Origin of the sequence: Leclercia sp. 1548 (assembly GCF_050435045.1) — a bacterium.
GTDB lineage: Bacteria > Pseudomonadota > Gammaproteobacteria > Enterobacterales > Enterobacteriaceae > Enterobacter > Enterobacter adecarboxylatus.
Genome location: NZ_JBNDJP010000001.1, coordinates 88,097 through 103,930, shown reverse-complemented (window position 1 = coordinate 103,930; position 15,834 = coordinate 88,097). Strand labels below are relative to the sequence as shown.

Sequence of the window (15,834 nt, the reverse complement as noted above, 5' to 3'; positions counted from 1 at the left end):
GCGCGGATGCTACAGGTTAACGAACTGAATCAGTATTACGGCGGGAGCCACATCCTGCGCGGGGTCAGCTTTGAAGCGTTGACCGGGGAGGTCACCTGTCTGCTGGGGCGCAACGGGGTGGGCAAGACCACGCTGCTGAAATGCCTGATGGGGCTGATCCCGGCGCGTAACGGCGAGATCCTCTGGCAGGGTAAAGCCATCACCCACGCAAAACCGCATCAGCGGGTGCAGGCCGGGGTGGCCTATGTGCCGCAGGGACGGGATATCTTTCCCCGCCTGACGGTAGAGGAGAATTTGCTGCTTGGCTTATCGCGCTTCCCGGCGCGCGAGGCGAAACAGGTACCGGAGGAGATCTGGCAGCTGTTTCCGGTTCTTCAGGAGATGAAGCAACGCCGGGGCGGCGATCTCTCGGGCGGACAACAGCAGCAGCTTGCAATTGGCCGGGCGCTGGCCAGTCGTCCCCAGCTGTTGATTCTTGATGAACCGACGGAGGGGATCCAGCCGTCGGTGATTAAGGAGATTGGTCAGGTGATCCGCCAGCTCGCGAACCGGGGTGATATGGCGATCCTGCTGGTGGAGCAGTTTTACGATTTTGCCGCCGAGCTGGCGGACAGCTATCTGCTGATGTCCCGGGGCAGCATCATTCAGCGCGGGCGCGGCGAGAACATGGCACAGGAGGGCGTTCGCGGCCTGGTGGCGATTTAGGAGGCTTGTTTTGCGGTATGTTATATTATAACATCCATCACTCTTTAAAATGGAGTGAGGACGTTATCTTGGCAGGACATATTGGTAAAATTGCAATGACTCTGGGGGCGATGCTGGTGAGCGGCCAGCTGTACGCCCATTCCCACGGCCACCAGATGACCGAGGCGGAACAAAAAGCTGCTAACGGCGTATTTGACGATAAAGATGTAAAAGACCGGCCGCTGTCCAACTGGGACGGCGTCTGGCAGTCGGTCTATCCGTTTCTGCTGAGCGGCGATCTCGACCCGGTGTTTAAAAAGAAAGCCGAGAAAGACAACAGCAAAACCTTTGACGAGGTGAAGGCCTATTACCGCACCGGCTACGCCACCGACGTGGAGACCATCGGCATCGAGAACAACGTGATGGAGTTCCATACCGGGAAAAACGTCAGCCGCTGTGAATACGTCTCTAACGGCTACAAAATCCTGACCTATGCTTCCGGCAAGAAGGGCGTCCGTTACCTGTTCGAATGTAAAGACGCCAGCAGCAAAGCGCCGAAGTTCGTCCAGTTCAGCGACCACACCATCGGCCCACGCCAGTCTGCGCATTTCCATATCTTTATGGGCAACACCTCCCACGAGGCGTTATTAAAAGAGATGGATAACTGGCCGACCTATTATCCAAACGAAATGTATAACAAGCAGGTGGTGGAGGAGATGCTGCACCATTAATGTTGGCGCTGCCTGTAAGCCGGGTAGAGGCTATGCCTTACCCGGCTTCAATATCTTTAGGAATTCATTAATATTTTCTTCAATTCACGTGTGCTTATATCCCATCATCTAAATTTAAATAAAATGATTTACTGATGGAGGGAGTATGTATTTTAGTGATTCAATTATTACTTCATTACAGGCTGAGAAGATCCTCGCGCTTAAGTTGGATAAAGCGCTGGCAGGTGTAAAGAACAACGTCACTTCAACTCTTAAGCAGATTGGAAATGGTGTTACTCGTGCATCGTATTATACTTCATGTTTTACGGATAATTATCAAGATGTTTGTGCGAAACTTAAACATGATGATATAAGGTTTGTTTCTGGTCTTATTCAATTATATAAAGACCGTGATATCATTTTTGAAATGATTCGTCTGTATATTGAGGTTCATTTTAAAAACAAAACAGAAGGGCGTGTTCAGAATATCCTTCGCAAACTTGTAAGTGCCGGTGTTTATCTATCCACAACGGGGACCACTAACCGACTGCTTATCACTTCTGTGGCAATCGCCGTATGCCAAAGCTATAGTTTTCATGCCATTATACATGAGCGTTTAAGCCAGGCTCGAACGCTTATTTTAAAAAGAAGTGTGACTGCTTCAGCAATATCGCTCAGCGTTTATGGTTTAGTTCATGAAGCCTCAAACTGCGCTGAGAATCTTAAGAAGTTTAATGCTTATTATTATCAGGCGCTGTATGAACGTAATCTTGAAATGATGTATTTCTTGATTGAGCCTTTAATTTCCCGAAGTCCTTATTTAAACCCCATGCTTATATCTGATGATGAACTTGTTGATTTAATTATTAGACTGATGAGATAAATGATGGAGTTTTTAAAGAAATGGTTGAAAGAGGAGTTCCTCTTGCTTTTATGGGGGTGGGGGATTTGTTTGTCTATTATTGCATTTGCTATTTTCGCTGTCTCTTACTTCCCTGGATTCGCAATCAAGATGATAGGGTTATTTATTATGTTTCATGTTTGTTTCCACGTTTTTCTTTGGTTTAAATTTAAAAAATAATATAGAGGATAAAAGTATGTCTAACCCAGCGCATTTATGGTTAGTGGATGAGAATGGTTCACCCATTGTAGGCTCCTGTGTTATGCCCGCCCGGCTTGGCTCTATCGAGTTGCGTTCAGTTAGCCACCATGTTTGGTTACCTACGGATCCTAATACGGGCAAACTGACGGCAACCAGACTTCATACGCCTTTAAAGATTCAAAAAGAGTTCGATAGAACCACGCCATTGCTGTTTCGAGCACTTTGCGAAGGCCGAATATTAAAAAAAGCAACGCTGAAGATGTATCAAACCAACGATGCAGGGATTGAAGTGGAGTATTTCAATATTGTCATGCAGAACGTTAAAATTACTGCCATTGCACCAAATTTGCACCCTGGCGGAGTGACCAGCACACATCTTGAAGATATTGAATTACGTTATGAAACAATAATATGGAAGTATACTGAAGGTAATATTTTGTACGAAGATAGCTGGAACAATTATGTAATTGCGTAAAAAGATGAACATTCATCTTCTTTGCTTATCGGCAGTGCCCGGCAAGCTTAGCGCTGCCGGGCACTGCTTTCAGGCGACACGAGGTAATTCAACCCACGCCTTCACCCGCATGCCACGCAAAATCATCATCCACGCCAGCACAATGGCGACCATCATAATCACAAACAGTGACCAGTGCGGGAGATGGGTCAGGATCAGCCCGGTGATCATCGGGTTAAACGCCGCACCCAGCCAGCCGAGCGCCTGGGCGGAGAAGTAGCTGGCTTTCATTCCCGGCGGGGCGATGTTATCGATCAGCATATACTCGCCTGGCGCATAGATAATCTCACCGATGGTAAAGACCGCCGCGGCAAGCCCCCAGTAGATCAGATTCTCCCCGGAGACCATGAACCCGGCCAGGCCGAGGACGAAAAACAGGGTGCCCAGCGTCATGAGCGGACGGATGTTACGCGCCGACAGCTTGCGGCCAATGATGTACTGCAATGAAACCACCATAGCGGCATTGACCGGCAGCACCACGGCCACCACGTTCTGGGCAAAATCGCTGTCATAATCTGCCGCCAGCACATACTGAGAAATGCAGCTGGCGAACGAGCCGCCCACGTAGGAGGCCAGCAGCCCGGAAAGGGTATACCAGAACAGCGCCCGGTCGCGCAGCAGCACCGACGGCTGCCAGGGCACAGGCACATGTTCGCTATCGGCCGCCACGCCTTTCTGCACATAGCGTTGGATCAGTACCAGCGGCAGCGCGGCGCAGAAGGCCGCCACCCAGAACGGCAGCTGCAGGCTGTACATTACCAGCAGGGTGCTCAACGGCGGCCCGATGGTCCAGCCAATGTTGAGGAAACTGTAGTTGAGCGAGAAGACCCGGGCTTTTTCGGCCGGGTTCAGCACATCGGCGAACCAGGCTTTCAGCACCGTAGAGAAGATCGAATAGGCGCAGTTGATTAACGAGAAGGCCAGTACGACCAGCACCACGTTATCCACCAGCGGGATCGCCAGGAAGCCCAGCGCAACCGCCGTAATGGCGATCAGCATGTAGCGGTTTTTATCGAATTTATCCGCCAGGATGCCAAAACCCAGGCTGAAAACCACCCCGATAGTCAGCGCTACCGTCAGGGCATAACCGATATTCTCGACGCTCATGTTGTAGACGCGAGTGAGATAAATAGTCATAAACGGCAACGTGGCGCCGCGCCCAATGGTGAGTAACAACGACGACGCCAGCAGCGCTGCGGTTGAGCGCCTGAGTGATGGTTTCATTTTCCTGCCCGACAATTGCATGTAAAGTTTTTGTTATGTCTTATCAGGATTATCACGGCATAAGAGGCTTGTATACCTCCAAATTTATCCCTAAGTGCTTCGCCTGACTGCCAGAATTAATGATCTGTTCCTCGACGTTTTTTTTCGTTACCTTGAAGAGTGTTTACAAAAATTTAATAAACAGGGGCAGGGTATGACACGCAAAGACGGGCTGCTGGCATTGCTGGTGGTAGTGGTTTGGGGGCTGAATTTTGTGGTGATCAAAGTCGGGTTGCACAACATGCCTCCACTGATGCTGGCCGGTTTACGCTTTCTGCTGGTGGCTTTTCCGGCGCTGTTCTTTGTTGCCCGGCCGAAAATTCCGTTTCGCCTGCTACTGGGCTATGGCCTGACCATCAGCTTCGGTCAGTTTGCCTTCCTGTTTTGCGCCATTAACTTCGGCATGCCCGCCGGTCTGGCCTCGCTGGTGCTGCAGGCTCAGGCGTTCTTTACCATCATTCTCGGGGCACTGGTGTTTGGCGAGCGTTTACAGGGCAAACAGCTGGTGGGGATCGCCCTTGCCGTAGTGGGCGTGTTGGTGCTGGCGGAAGCCAGCCTCAATGGTCAACACGTGGCGCTGCTGGGCTTTTTACTGACCCTGGCGGCGGCGTTCTGCTGGGCCAGCGGCAATATCTTCAACAAAAAGATCATGCAGCTTGAGACTCGTCCGGCAGTGATGTCGCTGGTGGTGTGGAGCGCCCTGATCCCGATTGTGCCCTTTATGGTGGCGTCGTATCTGCTGGATGGCCCCACGGTGATGTTGCACAGCCTGGTCACCCTCGACCTGACCACCATTTTGTCGCTGATCTATCTGGCCTTTGTCGCCACCATCGTCGGCTACGGCATCTGGGGCGCGCTGCTTGGGCGCTACGAAACCTGGCGGGTGGCACCGCTGTCGCTGTTAGTACCCGTGGTGGGGATCGCCAGTGCGGCGCTCTTGCTGGATGAAAAACTGGGGGCATTACAACTGGTGGGTGCGCTGCTGGTGATGGCCGGGCTATATATCAACGTCTTCGGCTTGCGCTTGCGTCGGGCGACGCGGGTCAGAGGCTAAAAAAAAGCCCCGCACGGGCGGGGCAAAACGTATCAGGCGCCCTGATTGTAATAAGGGACGCCTAACTCGTCGGATTTGTCGCTGCCTGCGCCCATATGGTTAAAGTCATGGGGCGACTGGCCGTTAGCCGTTGGCAGGATCATCGTGTCGCGGTTGTTCTGCTGCGGAACACGTGGAGTTTGCTCCGCAAAACTCTGGCCGGAGACCAGCACCAGGGCGGTGAGGGCGGCGGAAGCGAATAGTTTCATAATTTCCTCGATACGTCTTAAAGCCTGTCCCACCAGGGTGTTTTATTTGCCATTTTGTACATGGGCAGTGCACTCCGGTTGTTGCGCGCTGTCCATGTTCAAATTGTTGCCAGGTGGGCCAGGCTCTTAATACAGGCGATTAGCAGTTACAGTGATTGATCGGAAGCAGATACCGGGATTCCCCGCGCATATTGGTGATGCGATATTTATGCGGTGGAACATCAAAGTAGTTCTTGAACGTGCGGGTCAGGGTCTGCTGCGATTCAAACCCGTAACGCTCAGCCAGATACAGGATCGGCTCGTTACTTTCTTTCAGTTTCTGCGCGATTTCCGTTAATTTGCGGCTGCGGATGTACTGGCCTAATGAGTGGCCGGTCTCTTTTTTGAACATCCGTTGCAGGTGCCATTTTGAGTAACCTGAACGCTCAGACACTTTCTCAAGCGAGAGCGGTGACTCCAGGTTATCTTCGATCCAGCCCAAAATGCTATGAATAGTGATGGCGTCAGTATTGCGTCTGGACATCGTCATACCTCTTTCTGTTTACGGCAGGATTTTCTTAAGCAAATGCTCAAGAGTTGCCACTTCATCCGCCGTTAAGTTTTTTGTTAGTTCCTGGTGCAGTTTTTGTCCTACTAATTGATGACATTGTTCACACATTTCCGCGCCGTCGCTGGTGAGTTGCACCAGTACGCCGCGTTTGTCATTCGGATTTGGGCGGCGTTCAATCCACCCCTTGCAGACCAGTCGATCCATCATTCGCGTCAGCGCGCCGAGGTCGACAGATAAGATTTTCTTCAGCTCAACCGGCGTAATACACACTTCGCAGCGCACAGAACAGAGCACTTTAAACTGGGTTGCGGTGATATCCAGCGGTGACAGATAGTCATTGAGCAGGCGGTCTTTCTTCTGGTTAACCATATAGATAAGCCGACCCAGCGGAATGATTTCGTTGAAGAGGTCACTGGTGCTTTTCACAATGGTTGCCCTGGCAAGTAGTTTAATCACGGCAGATATTATTGCTCAGGCAACTATAAGTCAACTGAATGCATTTGCTTATGACACGATTTGCTAAAACGATTCATATCAAAGTTTCACCCAGGTTTGTTGCGTCGTATAACGGGCATGAATTGATTTCGGTGCGTAAATATTACTTACGCGGTGAGCATGGAGGTTAGGGTGGTTTTAACCCTATACTTGCCGGGTTACATTTTGCTAAGGACGAATCCATAACATGGTTGATTTACTTCGAGCAATTGGGCTTGGGCTGGTGGTGTTGCTGCCGCTGGCAAACCCGTTAACCACCGTTGCGCTTTTCCTGGGCCTTGCGGGCGACATGAATCGCGAACAGCGTAATCAACAGTCGCTTATGGCCTCCGTTTATGTCTTCGCGATCATGATGGTGGCCTATTACGCCGGACAGCTGGTGATGAACACCTTCGGGATTTCCATTCCTGGTCTGCGTATCGCCGGGGGACTGATCGTGGCGTTTATCGGTTTCAGAATGCTGTTCCCGGCACCGAAATCGCCAGATGCTGCTGATATGCAGGATGCACTGGACGATAAACACAGCAAACCGGCCCCGAACATCGCCTTCGTACCGCTGGCGATGCCCAGTACCGCTGGGCCGGGTACGATTGCGATGATCATCAGCTCCGCCTCGACGGTGCGCAGTGGCACTGACTTCCCGGACTGGGTGGTGATGATTGCGCCGCCGCTGATTTTCGCCCTCATCGGCGTGATCCTGTGGGGCTGTCTGCGTAGCTCGGGCGCGATTATGCGCTGGGTGGGCACGGACGGTATCGAAGCGATCTCCCGTCTGATGGGCTTCCTGCTGGTCTGCATGGGCGTGCAGTTTATTATCAACGGCGTGCTGGAAATTATTCAAAACTACCACTGATTCCCGGGCCGGGTGGCGCTCTGCCACCCGGTCACCGCATTAGCCGTGCTGCGGCTGCTCTTCCAGGGCGACGGGCCACTTCCTGAAGATCAATACTGACCAGATCAACGCCGCCAGCGCCGGGATGGCTCCCAGATAGCCGATCGACGCCATCGACAGATGCAGGATCACCTGATTGCCCACCAGCGCACCTGCGCCAATCCCCAGATTGAAAATCCCGGAGAAGAGGGCCATCGCCACGTCCGTGGCATCCGGTGCCAGCGCCAGCACTTTCACCTGCATCCCAAGGCCAATAATCATGATCGCCACACCCCAGACGACACTCAGCAGCGCGAGATGGGTTTCGCTACCGGCGGCGGGCAACAGCAGGAGCAGGCATCCCAGCAGCAGGCCAATGGCGCTGCTCACCAGCAGCGAGGCGTGACGGTTGCCGAGCTTGCCAAACAGCAGGCTGCCGATAATGCCCGCGCCGCCCAGCAGCAACAGCAATACCGTGGCAAAGCTCGCGCTGAATCCGGCTACGGTCTGCACAAACGGCTCGATGTAGCTGTAGGCGGTGTAGTGAGCAGTGACCACCACAACCGTCAGCAGGTAAAGGCTCATCAGCGCCGGACGGCGCATCAGCAGCGGCAGGCTTTTCAGCGAGCCAGAGTGTTCGCTCGGCAGTTTCGGTAACAGCTTAATCAGGCACAGCAGGGTGAACAGCGCCCCAAGGCCAATAATGAAAAAGGTGGTACGCCAGCCGAAAAGCTGCCCGACGATACGGCCCAGCGGCAGCCCGAGCACCATCGCCAGCGCCGTACCGGTGGCCAGCAGACTCAACGCCTGGGCGCGCTTGCCGGCCGGAGCCAGGCGGATCGCCAGCGAGGCTGTAATCGACCAGAAAATGGCGTGCGCAAATGCAATGCCGATCCGGCTAATCACCAGCACCGTAAAGTTCCATGCCAGGAACGACAGGACATGGCTGGCGATAAAGAGCACGAACAGCCCGATCAACAGTTTGCGTCGCTCCACCTGGCTGGTGAGCAACATAAACGGCAAGGAGAGCGACGCCACCACCCAGGCATAGATGGTGAGCATGATCCCCACCTGTGCGGTTTCCATGCCGAAGCTGCTGGCGATATCTGAGAGCAGGCCAACGGGGACAAATTCAGTGGTATTGAAGATAAACGCGGCAATCGCGAGCGTAACCACCCGTAGCCACGCGACCCTGCGGGAAACTGTGTTGGTTGTCATTGAGATGTCCGGGAGGGATTGAGGTAAATAAAGAGCGGACGATCATAAATCCATCGCTGGCGGAATTACAAACGTTTTGTGACGCAGATCTCAATATGGCCGATGGATTAATACTGGTGAAATGCCTGTTTTTCCATGAATATAGAACGCAACATTATGTTAACAGTGGACAAAAGGATGCAGGAGATTGCGTTTTATCTGGTTGATGCCTTCAGCGATGCCGCGTTTAGCGGTAACCCGGCCGCGGTTTGCCCTTTGCCTGCGTGGCTACCGGACGAAACGCTGCTCAGGATGACTCAGCAACACAACCAGTCGGAAACGGCCTTTTTCGTGCGCGATAAAGCAGGCATTGAGCTGCGCTGGTTTACAACCCAGGGTGAGGTCAACCTCTGTGGCCACGCAACGCTTGCGACCGCCTGGGTCCTGTTTAACGAGATGGGGTATCCCGATCCCCATATTCATTTTGAGACGGCCTCCGGCAGGCTTACCGTCACCCGTGACGGCGACTGGTTAACCCTCGATTTTCCGGCATGTCCCACCGAGCCGCAAACGCCCCCGCCAGAGATGCTGAGGGCGCTGGGGATCCAGACCTATGTCGAGGCCCGCAAGGGGCGTGCCTGGCTGCTGGTGCTGGAAAATCGCCAGCAGGTTGAGGCGGTAAAACCGGATATCAACGCCATGACGCCCGGCGAGCACAAAGTGTCGATTACCGCCCGCGGCGAGGGGGAGTACGATTTCGTCAGCCGCTTTTTCTCCCCGGGCGTAGCGTTATGGGAGGATCCGGTCACCGGCTCGGCGCACACGATGCTTATTCCTTACTGGAGCGAAAAGCTGGCTAAAACTTCGCTCTTCGCCCGGCAGGTCTCGGCGCGTGGCGGGGAGCTACGTTGCGAACTGAAAGGCGACCGGGTACGCATGAGCGGTAGGGCATCGCTGTATATGAAAGGTCATCTGTTTTTACGCTAACAATAAGGGTTAACCCAATGAAAGAAATTGCATTTTATCTGGTCGATGCCTTTAGCGACCGCGCGTTTGGTGGGAATCCTGCTGCCGTCTGTCCTCTCGAAGAATGGTTGCCGGATGACGTACTGTTAAAGATGGCGCAGCAGCATAATCAGTCCGAAACGGCGTTTTTCGTGCGCATCGACACCGGGTTCGAACTGCGTTGGTTTACCACCCAGTACGAAATTAACCTGTGCGGGCACGCCACGCTTGCCAGCGCACATGTGATTTTTGAGTATCTGGACTATCCACATACCGAGATTATCTTCTCCACCCGGTTCGTGGGCGATTTGAAGGTGACCCGCAGCGGCGACTGGCTGACGCTTAACTTCCCGGCATGGGGCTGCGAGGCGGTGGAAAACCCTCCAGCATTGCTGTTCAGCACCCTCGGGATTAACGGTGCGCAGGAGGTGCGGGCAGGGCGCGACTATATGGTGGTGCTGGAAAACCAGCAGCAGGTCGAGGCATTAACCCCCAACATCGACGCGATGATGCCGCTGGGGAAAATGGTCTGCGTGACCGCGCCAGGGGATGAGCATGATTTTGTCAGCCGCTTTTTCTGCCCGGGTGAAGGGGTTGCGGAAGATCCGGTTACCGGTTCGGCGCACAGTATGTTGATCCCCTACTGGAGCGAAAAGCTGGGCAAAACGGCGTTGCAGGCGCGGCAGGTCTCTCCCCGCGGCGGCGAGCTGCGCTGTGAGCTGAAAGGCGACCGGGTATTGATTGGCGGCCAGGCGGCGCTCTATCTGAAGGGGACTGTCTACCTGCGCAGTCATTAAAAGCCTTTGTTGTGCTTCAGCCACTCCACCTCGTCGGGGGTGGAGTCTCTCCCCAGCAGGCTGTTACGGTGCGGGTAGCGGCCAAAGCGTTCGATTATCGCCCGGTGTTTAATTTCCGCATTCAGAAAGCCCGGCTCGTTCAGGGCGGTGAACAGCCGCTCTGCCTCCTGATGAATCACCCGCGACTCCGCATGCATCATCGGCATCAGCGAGACCCCTTTTTCGTTGCTGTTAAGGTCATTCCACATCGGTTGATACACTAACTCCTGGGAGAGGATCAGCGCCATGCCATCCTGCTGCCAGGCGCGTGCGTCGTTGCGGTTCAGGTTGCGCGAGAGTTGATCGAGCAACACGATCTCCGCCAGCCGTCCTTGCGGCCTGTCCCGCAAGTGAAACAGCTCCCCCTGGCAGGCGGCCTGCCACAAGGGATAGAAACGATGTTTGCACTGGGCGTCGAAATCATCATTGCGGGAAAACCAGAGGGGGCGATGCTGGTCGTGAAACCAGAATTCAAGCAGAGGCATGTATTCCATGGCGGGTTCCGGCGTTAGGTTAGGGTGATTAAACCCTGGCAAGGTAAAGGCAAAACGGCAACCCGAATAGGCGGCCGGGTAAGGCGTGACCACCCCCCGGCAAACAGACCGCACTCGTTACCCCAGCGACGCCCCTCCGCACAGCACCAGCTCCTGCCCGGTGATGGGCGCGGCCTCGGCGCTGAGCAGATAGCTCACCATCGCCGCCACCTCTTCCGGGGCGATGAGCCTCCCCATTGGCGGCACTTTTGGTGGTGAGGTTTCCCGCCCCGGCGCATTCAGCATCGGGGTCTGAGTCGCCCCAGGGGCCACCACATTGGCGGTGATCCCACGCGGCGCCAGTTCGGCGGCCCAGCTTCGCACCATGCCCACCAGCGCGGCTTTAGTGGCGACATACTGCGAACGACCGGCGGCACCCCGTGAAGTACGGCTGCCGATAGCAACCAACCGGCCACCTGCAACCATGTGCGGGGCAAAGTGGTTAAACAGGATTTCGGCCGCGTAAATATGCAGCCCCCAAAGACGGCCACTGACCGCCGGATCCAGCTCGCCGAGCGGGGCGGCGGCCATCATTCCGGCGGCATGGACGATGGCCTGCGGCACCGGCAGGGTATCAAGTGCTGCGCTAAACGTGACGCTGTCACTTAAATCGACCCGCAGGCTGGTGAAGCTTGGATGCCCGCAGTCCATTCCACGTCGGCTTAAGCCCGTCACCTGCCAGCCCTCAGCCAGCAGACGGGTGACGATGGCTTCGCCAATGCCTGAACTGGCTCCGGTGACTATCGCATGACGCATATCACACCTCCAGCAGGGCGTGCGGCACCTTGAACACCGCCTTGCGCACGGTCATGGGTGCCTCCACCGCACAGAGCGCCTGATGCGGCTCGCCGGGCAGAAACACCGCGAAATCGCCGCTGCGCAAGGTCATGCTGACCGGATGCACAACCCCTGGCGCGATCCACAGATCCGGCTTGCGCTCTTCATCACCCGTCCGGGCGACAGACTGCATTCCCGCCCGGATTGTCTCCTCGCCGGTCAGTACCACCTGAATATCAGCATAGAAGGCGTGATATTCCGTATGACGCTCGGCCTGGGGCTGAGTCTGTGCCGGGCCAATATGGCAGAACCACGGGCAGCCTTGCGGCTGCCAGCGTCCATCATCCCGGGCGGCGAGTGCCGCCAGAGAGCAGTCGGCCCGTTCGAGGATCTGCCGCAGTGCCGGGGGAAGCCCGGCCAGCGGCAGGGCATTAAGATGGCCGATAATCACTGTTGCGACTCCTTCACCCATTCCGGCGACACGCGCACATATTTGATTGCCTGGCGGAAGTAGGTATAGGCAATATGCAGCGCCCCGTCGGCACCCTGTTTGATGCTCGGATAGGAAAACTCACGGTTGAGTTTCTCCAGCGAGTTGTTGGTCATGCAATAGCCGTCACCCTCATCGAGGTTACGCTGCCAGGCCCAGCTTTTGCCGCCGTCGGCAGAGATCGCCACCGTCATTGGCGCGCGCGGTGCCCCCCAGAACGCAGCGCGACCGGTGGTCACTTCCGGCTCTTTACGCCCGTCGCCATCGTCAATTTCGTCATACAGCGAGGCGCGGCGCTCCAGGGCACCCGCCGCACTCATGTGGTTGAACACCAGCGCCAGTTCGCCACTGGCAAGGGTCGTGACCTGAATCGACGAGTTATTGTTCGGTAAATCCGTTGGTTCCGGCACTGACCAGCTTTCGCCGTGGTCCAGCGACTGGCTGATATAGATATTATCAGCCCAGCGGCTGCGGAAGAGCGCCACCAGATGGCCGTTCTTCAGCGCGGTGATATTCATGTGCACACAGCCCAGGCTCTCCGGTACCTCGACGTCGCGCCAGCTTTTACCCTGATCCTGCGAGATTTTCACTGCGCTGATGTCGTCGTTGCCCACCCATTTTTCGCCTGGTTGGGTGCGGCAGTAGAAGACCGGCAGCAGCCAGTTGCCGTTCTCCAGCACCACGATGGGCTGGCGAATAAAGGTGCCGGGTTTATCCAGCAGGGTGGTAATTTCGCCCCAGCTTTTACCCAGATCCTGCGACTGACGGCAGCGCACGATGGCGGTATCCTGGTTGCCGGAAAGCTGGGCCGTCCACAGCAGCCACAGCACGTTGTCCGGGGCGATGAACAGCACCGGGTTCTGCTCCGAGCGGCTGGCGTCGTCCGACAGCTTCGCCGCGTCGCTCCACTGGTGACTGCCAGGGGCCAGACGTGATCCCCAGACCGAAATATCAGCGATCCCTTCCTGGGTGCCGCCAAACCAGACGCACATCAGGGTGCCATCCGGCAGCGGCAGCAGGTTCGCGGCGTGATTCTGCGGGCAGGAAGAGGGCAACATTGCCGTTTCCACGCGGGCATCCTGCGGCTGCGGGCGAACAATCCCGTCACGGGTTACGGTTAAAGACATATCAGACTCCATTATGTTGAACAGGGGCAGGCACTTTGCGATCCGCTTTATTCGGGATCAGACGGTCGAGGACCATAATCACCGCCGGGGTGATCAGCGCAATATACATATTGTTGATACCAAACGGGTCGCCCAGCAGATACCAGAGCGACGTCACGACGCAGGCCCCAATCAGACCGGCGTTTGCCCCGCGGGTGCTCTTAAAGAACGGCGCATAGAAGGCAATCACTGCCACTACGGTAATCGACAGACGAATGGCGCGGGTGAAGAAGGAGAGCTTCAGCACCTCCGGCACCAGCAGGACGAAAATCAGCGGCAGGAAGCCAATCAGCAGCGACATCCAGCGGGTGGCTTTAAACTCCTGCTCTGGGGTGGGGTTGCGGTAAGGCACGTAGAAATCTTTCACCACCAGCGAGGCGATAGCCAGCGCCACGGTACTCACGCTCACAAAAATCGATGCTACAAGTGACGTTGTCACTAAACCGGCCAGCCAGGGGTTCATGTCCTGCAGGAAGATCGGCATAGCGTACAGACTGTCGATCTCCGGGTGCAGATACTTCGCCGCCACGCCAATCACCGCAATGGCCAGCGCAATTGGCAGGCAGAAGAAGAAGGCTACCCAGGTGGAGCGTTTGGCGGACTTTACATCTTTGGTGGACGAAATCGCCTGAATTACGAACTGGGTACAGAAGATGGAGCCAATGGTGCCAATCAGCCAGGCAAAGATAGTGCTGGCACCGATGTTGCCATCCCAGGTCCAGTAGTAGGCAGGCATCTGCTCAATCATCGGCGTAAAGCCGCCCGTTTTGGAGAGCGCAAAGCCCATGATAATCAGGATCCCGAAGTACTTCAGGGCGCTGTGCAGTAGGGTCACCCAGGCCACGCCTTTCATACCGCCAAAGGCGAAGTAGAAGGTACTGACAATCGCGGTAATAAAGGCGGCCACTGGCAGATTGACCTTCAACACGGTGGAGATGGCCGCCGCGCCTGACACATAGTTACCGACGTTCACCAGCAGCAGGGCGTAAATCATGATGATCGAGATAATGTTTTTGGTGCTGGTGCCGTACTTCTCGGCAATCGCCCCGGAGATGGTGATTTTGCCGGTACTGTAAATGCGTTTCACCAGCAGCAGGCCAAACAGGGGGAAGCCAATGGCCGCGCCAATGACCGACCAGGAGGCGGCAAAGCCATCCTCGAACGCCGCCTGGGCGGTACCAATGGTGGATTTTGCGCCGATATATTCGGACATCAGCAGGATCCCGACGATAAACGCCGGCATCGCCCGGGAGCCTTCCATGAAGTCGCCGGAGTTTTTACTGCGCAACCGGAAGGTCAGCCAGGTGGTAAACAGGATGTAGACAATCACAATGCCTACGATGATCAGGGTATCTTCAGCGGTAAAATTGTTCATCTTTGCCTCTCATCAGGGCGTAGGAACCCTGGGCACCCAGCGGTACCCGGTATTCTTATGGACGAAATCAAACGCCGGTTACTGCAGTGACTTCGTCACTATCTGGCGGATCTGTTCAGTCTGTTGCGCATCGAAAGCCACCGCGTAGCGGCTTTCACCCACCTCTTCGCCCATCACCTGCAGCGCTTTTTTCACCGCCGCCGGGGAGAAGGCAATTTTATATAAATGGGTGCGCAGGTCAGTGACGCTCTCCTGCGCCTGTCGCGAACCCTCAACATCACCCGCGCGGAAACGCGTCCAGATAGCGTTGATTGCCTCCGGGGCCACGTTCGCCAGCCCGGAAATACAGGCGGAGCAGCCCTCGACAAAGCCCTGATGGATCAGGGAGTCCGGGCCGTTTAACACGTCGAACCCGTCAATGCCCTGCGCGGCTTGCAGGAAACCGCTCAGGCTGTCATAGCTGCCTGCGCTGTCTTTAATGCCGATAATGTTCGGATGTGAAGCCAGCACGCGGGCGGTGTGCGGTTCGATGGTGTTGCCAGTACGCGCCGGAATGTTGTAAAGGAAGACCGGTACCGTCAGGGCATCGGCGATGGCGGTATAGTGGCTAATCAGCTCCGCCTGGGTGAGGGGCACAAACCACGGGGTGATCACCGAGACCGCATCGACCCCCAGCGTCTCGACCTGCTTACCGAGCCGGATGGTGGCGCGGGTAGAGATCTCCCCGATATGCGCCACCACGGGCGCACGGCCTGCGACCTCTTCCACACAGGTGCGGGCGACGGCCACTTTTTCTTCTTCGGTCAGCACAAAGAATTCACCGTTGGTCCCGCCGCAGAAAATACCGTTCCCCGCCGCCAGCTGGCGCTGGATCTGGCGTTTCAGTCCCGGCAGATGCAGGGCACCTTCCTCAGTAAAAGGGGTGACGATCGCCGTCAGCACGCCTTCAATCTTGTTACGCATG

General features: G+C 55.7%; 20 protein-coding genes. 9 read left to right on the top strand and 11 right to left on the bottom strand.

Annotated features, from left to right (window positions below):
- Nucleotides 1-6: 6 nt before the first annotated feature.
- The 5 genes from urtE to ABIE02_RS00475 all read left to right on the top strand — a co-directional run bounded on the left by urtE (nucleotide 7) and on the right by ABIE02_RS00475 (nucleotide 2,971).
- Nucleotides 7-705 carry an urea ABC transporter ATP-binding subunit UrtE gene (urtE, locus tag ABIE02_RS00495; RefSeq protein WP_077227523.1) on the top strand — a complete coding sequence of 233 codons (699 nt, stop codon included), beginning with the start codon at nucleotides 7-9 and terminating at the stop codon, nucleotides 703-705.
- Nucleotides 706-773: 68 nt separating this feature from the next.
- The gene (zinT, locus tag ABIE02_RS00490; RefSeq protein WP_032618128.1) at nucleotides 774-1,415 is read left to right on the top strand and encodes a metal-binding protein ZinT; all 642 of its coding nucleotides are present in this window, start codon (nucleotides 774-776) and stop codon (nucleotides 1,413-1,415) included.
- A 145-nt stretch (nucleotides 1,416-1,560) separates the two neighbouring features.
- Complete coding sequence (locus ABIE02_RS00485) at nucleotides 1,561-2,277, top strand: hypothetical protein (protein WP_130588892.1); 717 nt, start codon at nucleotides 1,561-1,563, stop codon at nucleotides 2,275-2,277.
- Nucleotides 2,278-2,280: 3 nt separating this feature from the next.
- On the top strand, nucleotides 2,281-2,475 hold the full coding sequence (locus tag ABIE02_RS00480; protein ID WP_077227555.1) for a hypothetical protein: 195 nt from the start codon (nucleotides 2,281-2,283) through the stop codon (nucleotides 2,473-2,475).
- 16 nt (nucleotides 2,476-2,491) lie between these two features.
- A complete protein-coding gene (locus tag ABIE02_RS00475) occupies nucleotides 2,492-2,971 on the top strand; it encodes an Hcp family type VI secretion system effector (RefSeq protein ID WP_059307982.1) in 480 nt (159 codons plus the stop codon).
- Nucleotides 2,972-3,040: 69 nt separating this feature from the next.
- On the opposite strand, the gene ydeE is transcribed toward ABIE02_RS00475, so the two are convergent.
- Nucleotides 3,041-4,234: an efflux MFS transporter YdeE gene (gene ydeE / locus ABIE02_RS00470; RefSeq protein ID WP_032618040.1), complete on the bottom strand. Its 1,194-nt coding sequence runs from the start codon at nucleotides 4,232-4,234 to the stop codon at nucleotides 3,041-3,043.
- Nucleotides 4,235-4,427: 193 nt separating this feature from the next.
- Here ydeE and eamA point away from each other — a divergent pair, with 193 nt between their 5' ends.
- The gene (gene eamA / locus ABIE02_RS00465) at nucleotides 4,428-5,327 is read left to right on the top strand and encodes an O-acetylserine/cysteine exporter (protein WP_059307981.1); all 900 of its coding nucleotides are present in this window, start codon (nucleotides 4,428-4,430) and stop codon (nucleotides 5,325-5,327) included.
- Nucleotides 5,328-5,359: 32 nt separating this feature from the next.
- On the opposite strand, the gene marB is transcribed toward eamA, so the two are convergent.
- The 3 genes from marB to marR form a co-directional block, all read right to left on the bottom strand.
- Nucleotides 5,360-5,575, bottom strand: a complete 216-nt coding sequence (gene marB, locus ABIE02_RS00460) for a multiple antibiotic resistance protein MarB (RefSeq protein ID WP_059307980.1) — start codon at nucleotides 5,573-5,575, stop codon at nucleotides 5,360-5,362.
- Between the two features lie 139 nt (nucleotides 5,576-5,714).
- Entirely contained in the window at nucleotides 5,715-6,098 is a 384-nt protein-coding gene (marA, locus tag ABIE02_RS00455; protein WP_072250842.1) for an MDR efflux pump AcrAB transcriptional activator MarA, read from the bottom strand.
- An 18-nt stretch (nucleotides 6,099-6,116) separates the two neighbouring features.
- Nucleotides 6,117-6,551: a multiple antibiotic resistance transcriptional regulator MarR gene (gene marR / locus ABIE02_RS00450; RefSeq protein ID WP_032618045.1), complete on the bottom strand. Its 435-nt coding sequence runs from the start codon at nucleotides 6,549-6,551 to the stop codon at nucleotides 6,117-6,119.
- 256 nt (nucleotides 6,552-6,807) lie between these two features.
- Here marR and ABIE02_RS00445 point away from each other — a divergent pair, with 256 nt between their 5' ends.
- Nucleotides 6,808-7,473, top strand: a complete 666-nt coding sequence (locus tag ABIE02_RS00445; protein WP_059307979.1) for a MarC family NAAT transporter — start codon at nucleotides 6,808-6,810, stop codon at nucleotides 7,471-7,473.
- A 39-nt stretch (nucleotides 7,474-7,512) separates the two neighbouring features.
- Here the strand turns inward: ABIE02_RS00445 and ABIE02_RS00440 are convergent, their stop codons facing one another.
- The gene (locus ABIE02_RS00440) at nucleotides 7,513-8,709 is read right to left on the bottom strand and encodes a sugar transporter (protein ID WP_032618047.1); all 1,197 of its coding nucleotides are present in this window, start codon (nucleotides 8,707-8,709) and stop codon (nucleotides 7,513-7,515) included.
- 177 nt (nucleotides 8,710-8,886) lie between these two features.
- On the opposite strand from ABIE02_RS00440, the gene ABIE02_RS00435 reads away from it, so the two are divergent.
- On the top strand, nucleotides 8,887-9,675 hold the full coding sequence (locus ABIE02_RS00435; RefSeq protein ID WP_077227526.1) for a PhzF family phenazine biosynthesis protein: 789 nt from the start codon (nucleotides 8,887-8,889) through the stop codon (nucleotides 9,673-9,675).
- Between the two features lie 17 nt (nucleotides 9,676-9,692).
- Entirely contained in the window at nucleotides 9,693-10,490 is a 798-nt protein-coding gene (locus tag ABIE02_RS00430) for a PhzF family phenazine biosynthesis protein (RefSeq protein WP_336994626.1), read from the top strand.
- Here ABIE02_RS00430 and ABIE02_RS00425 read toward each other — a convergent pair.
- The 6 genes from ABIE02_RS00425 to ABIE02_RS00400 form a co-directional block, all read right to left on the bottom strand.
- Nucleotides 10,487-11,023, bottom strand: a complete 537-nt coding sequence (locus ABIE02_RS00425; RefSeq protein ID WP_336994625.1) for a DUF924 family protein — start codon at nucleotides 11,021-11,023, stop codon at nucleotides 10,487-10,489. The genes ABIE02_RS00430 and ABIE02_RS00425 overlap by 4 nt on opposite strands.
- 117 nt (nucleotides 11,024-11,140) lie before the next feature.
- Nucleotides 11,141-11,818, bottom strand: a complete 678-nt coding sequence (locus ABIE02_RS00420; RefSeq protein ID WP_336994624.1) for an SDR family NAD(P)-dependent oxidoreductase — start codon at nucleotides 11,816-11,818, stop codon at nucleotides 11,141-11,143.
- A 1-nt stretch (nucleotide 11,819) separates the two neighbouring features.
- Complete coding sequence (locus ABIE02_RS00415; RefSeq protein ID WP_336994623.1) at nucleotides 11,820-12,290, bottom strand: YhcH/YjgK/YiaL family protein; 471 nt, start codon at nucleotides 12,288-12,290, stop codon at nucleotides 11,820-11,822.
- A complete protein-coding gene (locus ABIE02_RS00410) occupies nucleotides 12,287-13,456 on the bottom strand; it encodes a sialidase family protein (protein WP_336994622.1) in 1,170 nt (389 codons plus the stop codon). The genes ABIE02_RS00415 and ABIE02_RS00410 overlap by 4 nt, the downstream gene beginning before the upstream one ends.
- 1 nt (nucleotide 13,457) lies before the next feature.
- Complete coding sequence (locus ABIE02_RS00405; RefSeq protein ID WP_032618054.1) at nucleotides 13,458-14,870, bottom strand: sodium:solute symporter family protein; 1,413 nt, start codon at nucleotides 14,868-14,870, stop codon at nucleotides 13,458-13,460.
- 78 nt (nucleotides 14,871-14,948) lie between these two features.
- The gene (locus ABIE02_RS00400; RefSeq protein ID WP_144837856.1) at nucleotides 14,949-15,833 is read right to left on the bottom strand and encodes a dihydrodipicolinate synthase family protein; all 885 of its coding nucleotides are present in this window, start codon (nucleotides 15,831-15,833) and stop codon (nucleotides 14,949-14,951) included.
- Between the last annotated feature and the right edge of the window lies 1 nt (nucleotide 15,834).

What these genes read in the sequence shown, in the direction of transcription:
- urtE (WP_077227523.1), top strand. Translation starts at nt 7, where the DNA reads ATGCTACAGGTTAACGAACTGAATCAGTATTACGGCGGGAGCCACATC.
- ABIE02_RS00485 (WP_130588892.1), top strand. Translation starts at nt 1,561, where the DNA reads ATGTATTTTAGTGATTCAATTATTACTTCATTACAGGCTGAGAAGATC.
- ABIE02_RS00480 (WP_077227555.1), top strand. Translation starts at nt 2,281, where the DNA reads ATGGAGTTTTTAAAGAAATGGTTGAAAGAGGAGTTCCTCTTGCTTTTA.
- ABIE02_RS00475 (WP_059307982.1), top strand. Translation starts at nt 2,492, where the DNA reads ATGTCTAACCCAGCGCATTTATGGTTAGTGGATGAGAATGGTTCACCC.
- ydeE (WP_032618040.1), bottom strand. Translation starts at nt 4,234, where the DNA reads ATGAAACCATCACTCAGGCGCTCAACCGCAGCGCTGCTGGCGTCGTCG.
- eamA (WP_059307981.1), top strand. Translation starts at nt 4,428, where the DNA reads ATGACACGCAAAGACGGGCTGCTGGCATTGCTGGTGGTAGTGGTTTGG.
- marB (WP_059307980.1), bottom strand. Translation starts at nt 5,575, where the DNA reads ATGAAACTATTCGCTTCCGCCGCCCTCACCGCCCTGGTGCTGGTCTCC.
- marA (WP_072250842.1), bottom strand. Translation starts at nt 6,098, where the DNA reads ATGTCCAGACGCAATACTGACGCCATCACTATTCATAGCATTTTGGGC.
- ABIE02_RS00445 (WP_059307979.1), top strand. Translation starts at nt 6,808, where the DNA reads ATGGTTGATTTACTTCGAGCAATTGGGCTTGGGCTGGTGGTGTTGCTG.
- ABIE02_RS00440 (WP_032618047.1), bottom strand. Translation starts at nt 8,709, where the DNA reads ATGACAACCAACACAGTTTCCCGCAGGGTCGCGTGGCTACGGGTGGTT.
- ABIE02_RS00435 (WP_077227526.1), top strand. Translation starts at nt 8,887, where the DNA reads ATGCAGGAGATTGCGTTTTATCTGGTTGATGCCTTCAGCGATGCCGCG.
- ABIE02_RS00430 (WP_336994626.1), top strand. Translation starts at nt 9,693, where the DNA reads ATGAAAGAAATTGCATTTTATCTGGTCGATGCCTTTAGCGACCGCGCG.
- ABIE02_RS00425 (WP_336994625.1), bottom strand. Translation starts at nt 11,023, where the DNA reads ATGGAATACATGCCTCTGCTTGAATTCTGGTTTCACGACCAGCATCGC.
- ABIE02_RS00420 (WP_336994624.1), bottom strand. Translation starts at nt 11,818, where the DNA reads ATGCGTCATGCGATAGTCACCGGAGCCAGTTCAGGCATTGGCGAAGCC.
- ABIE02_RS00410 (WP_336994622.1), bottom strand. Translation starts at nt 13,456, where the DNA reads ATGTCTTTAACCGTAACCCGTGACGGGATTGTTCGCCCGCAGCCGCAG.
- ABIE02_RS00405 (WP_032618054.1), bottom strand. Translation starts at nt 14,870, where the DNA reads ATGAACAATTTTACCGCTGAAGATACCCTGATCATCGTAGGCATTGTG.
- ABIE02_RS00400 (WP_144837856.1), bottom strand. Translation starts at nt 15,833, where the DNA reads ATGCGTAACAAGATTGAAGGCGTGCTGACGGCGATCGTCACCCCTTTT.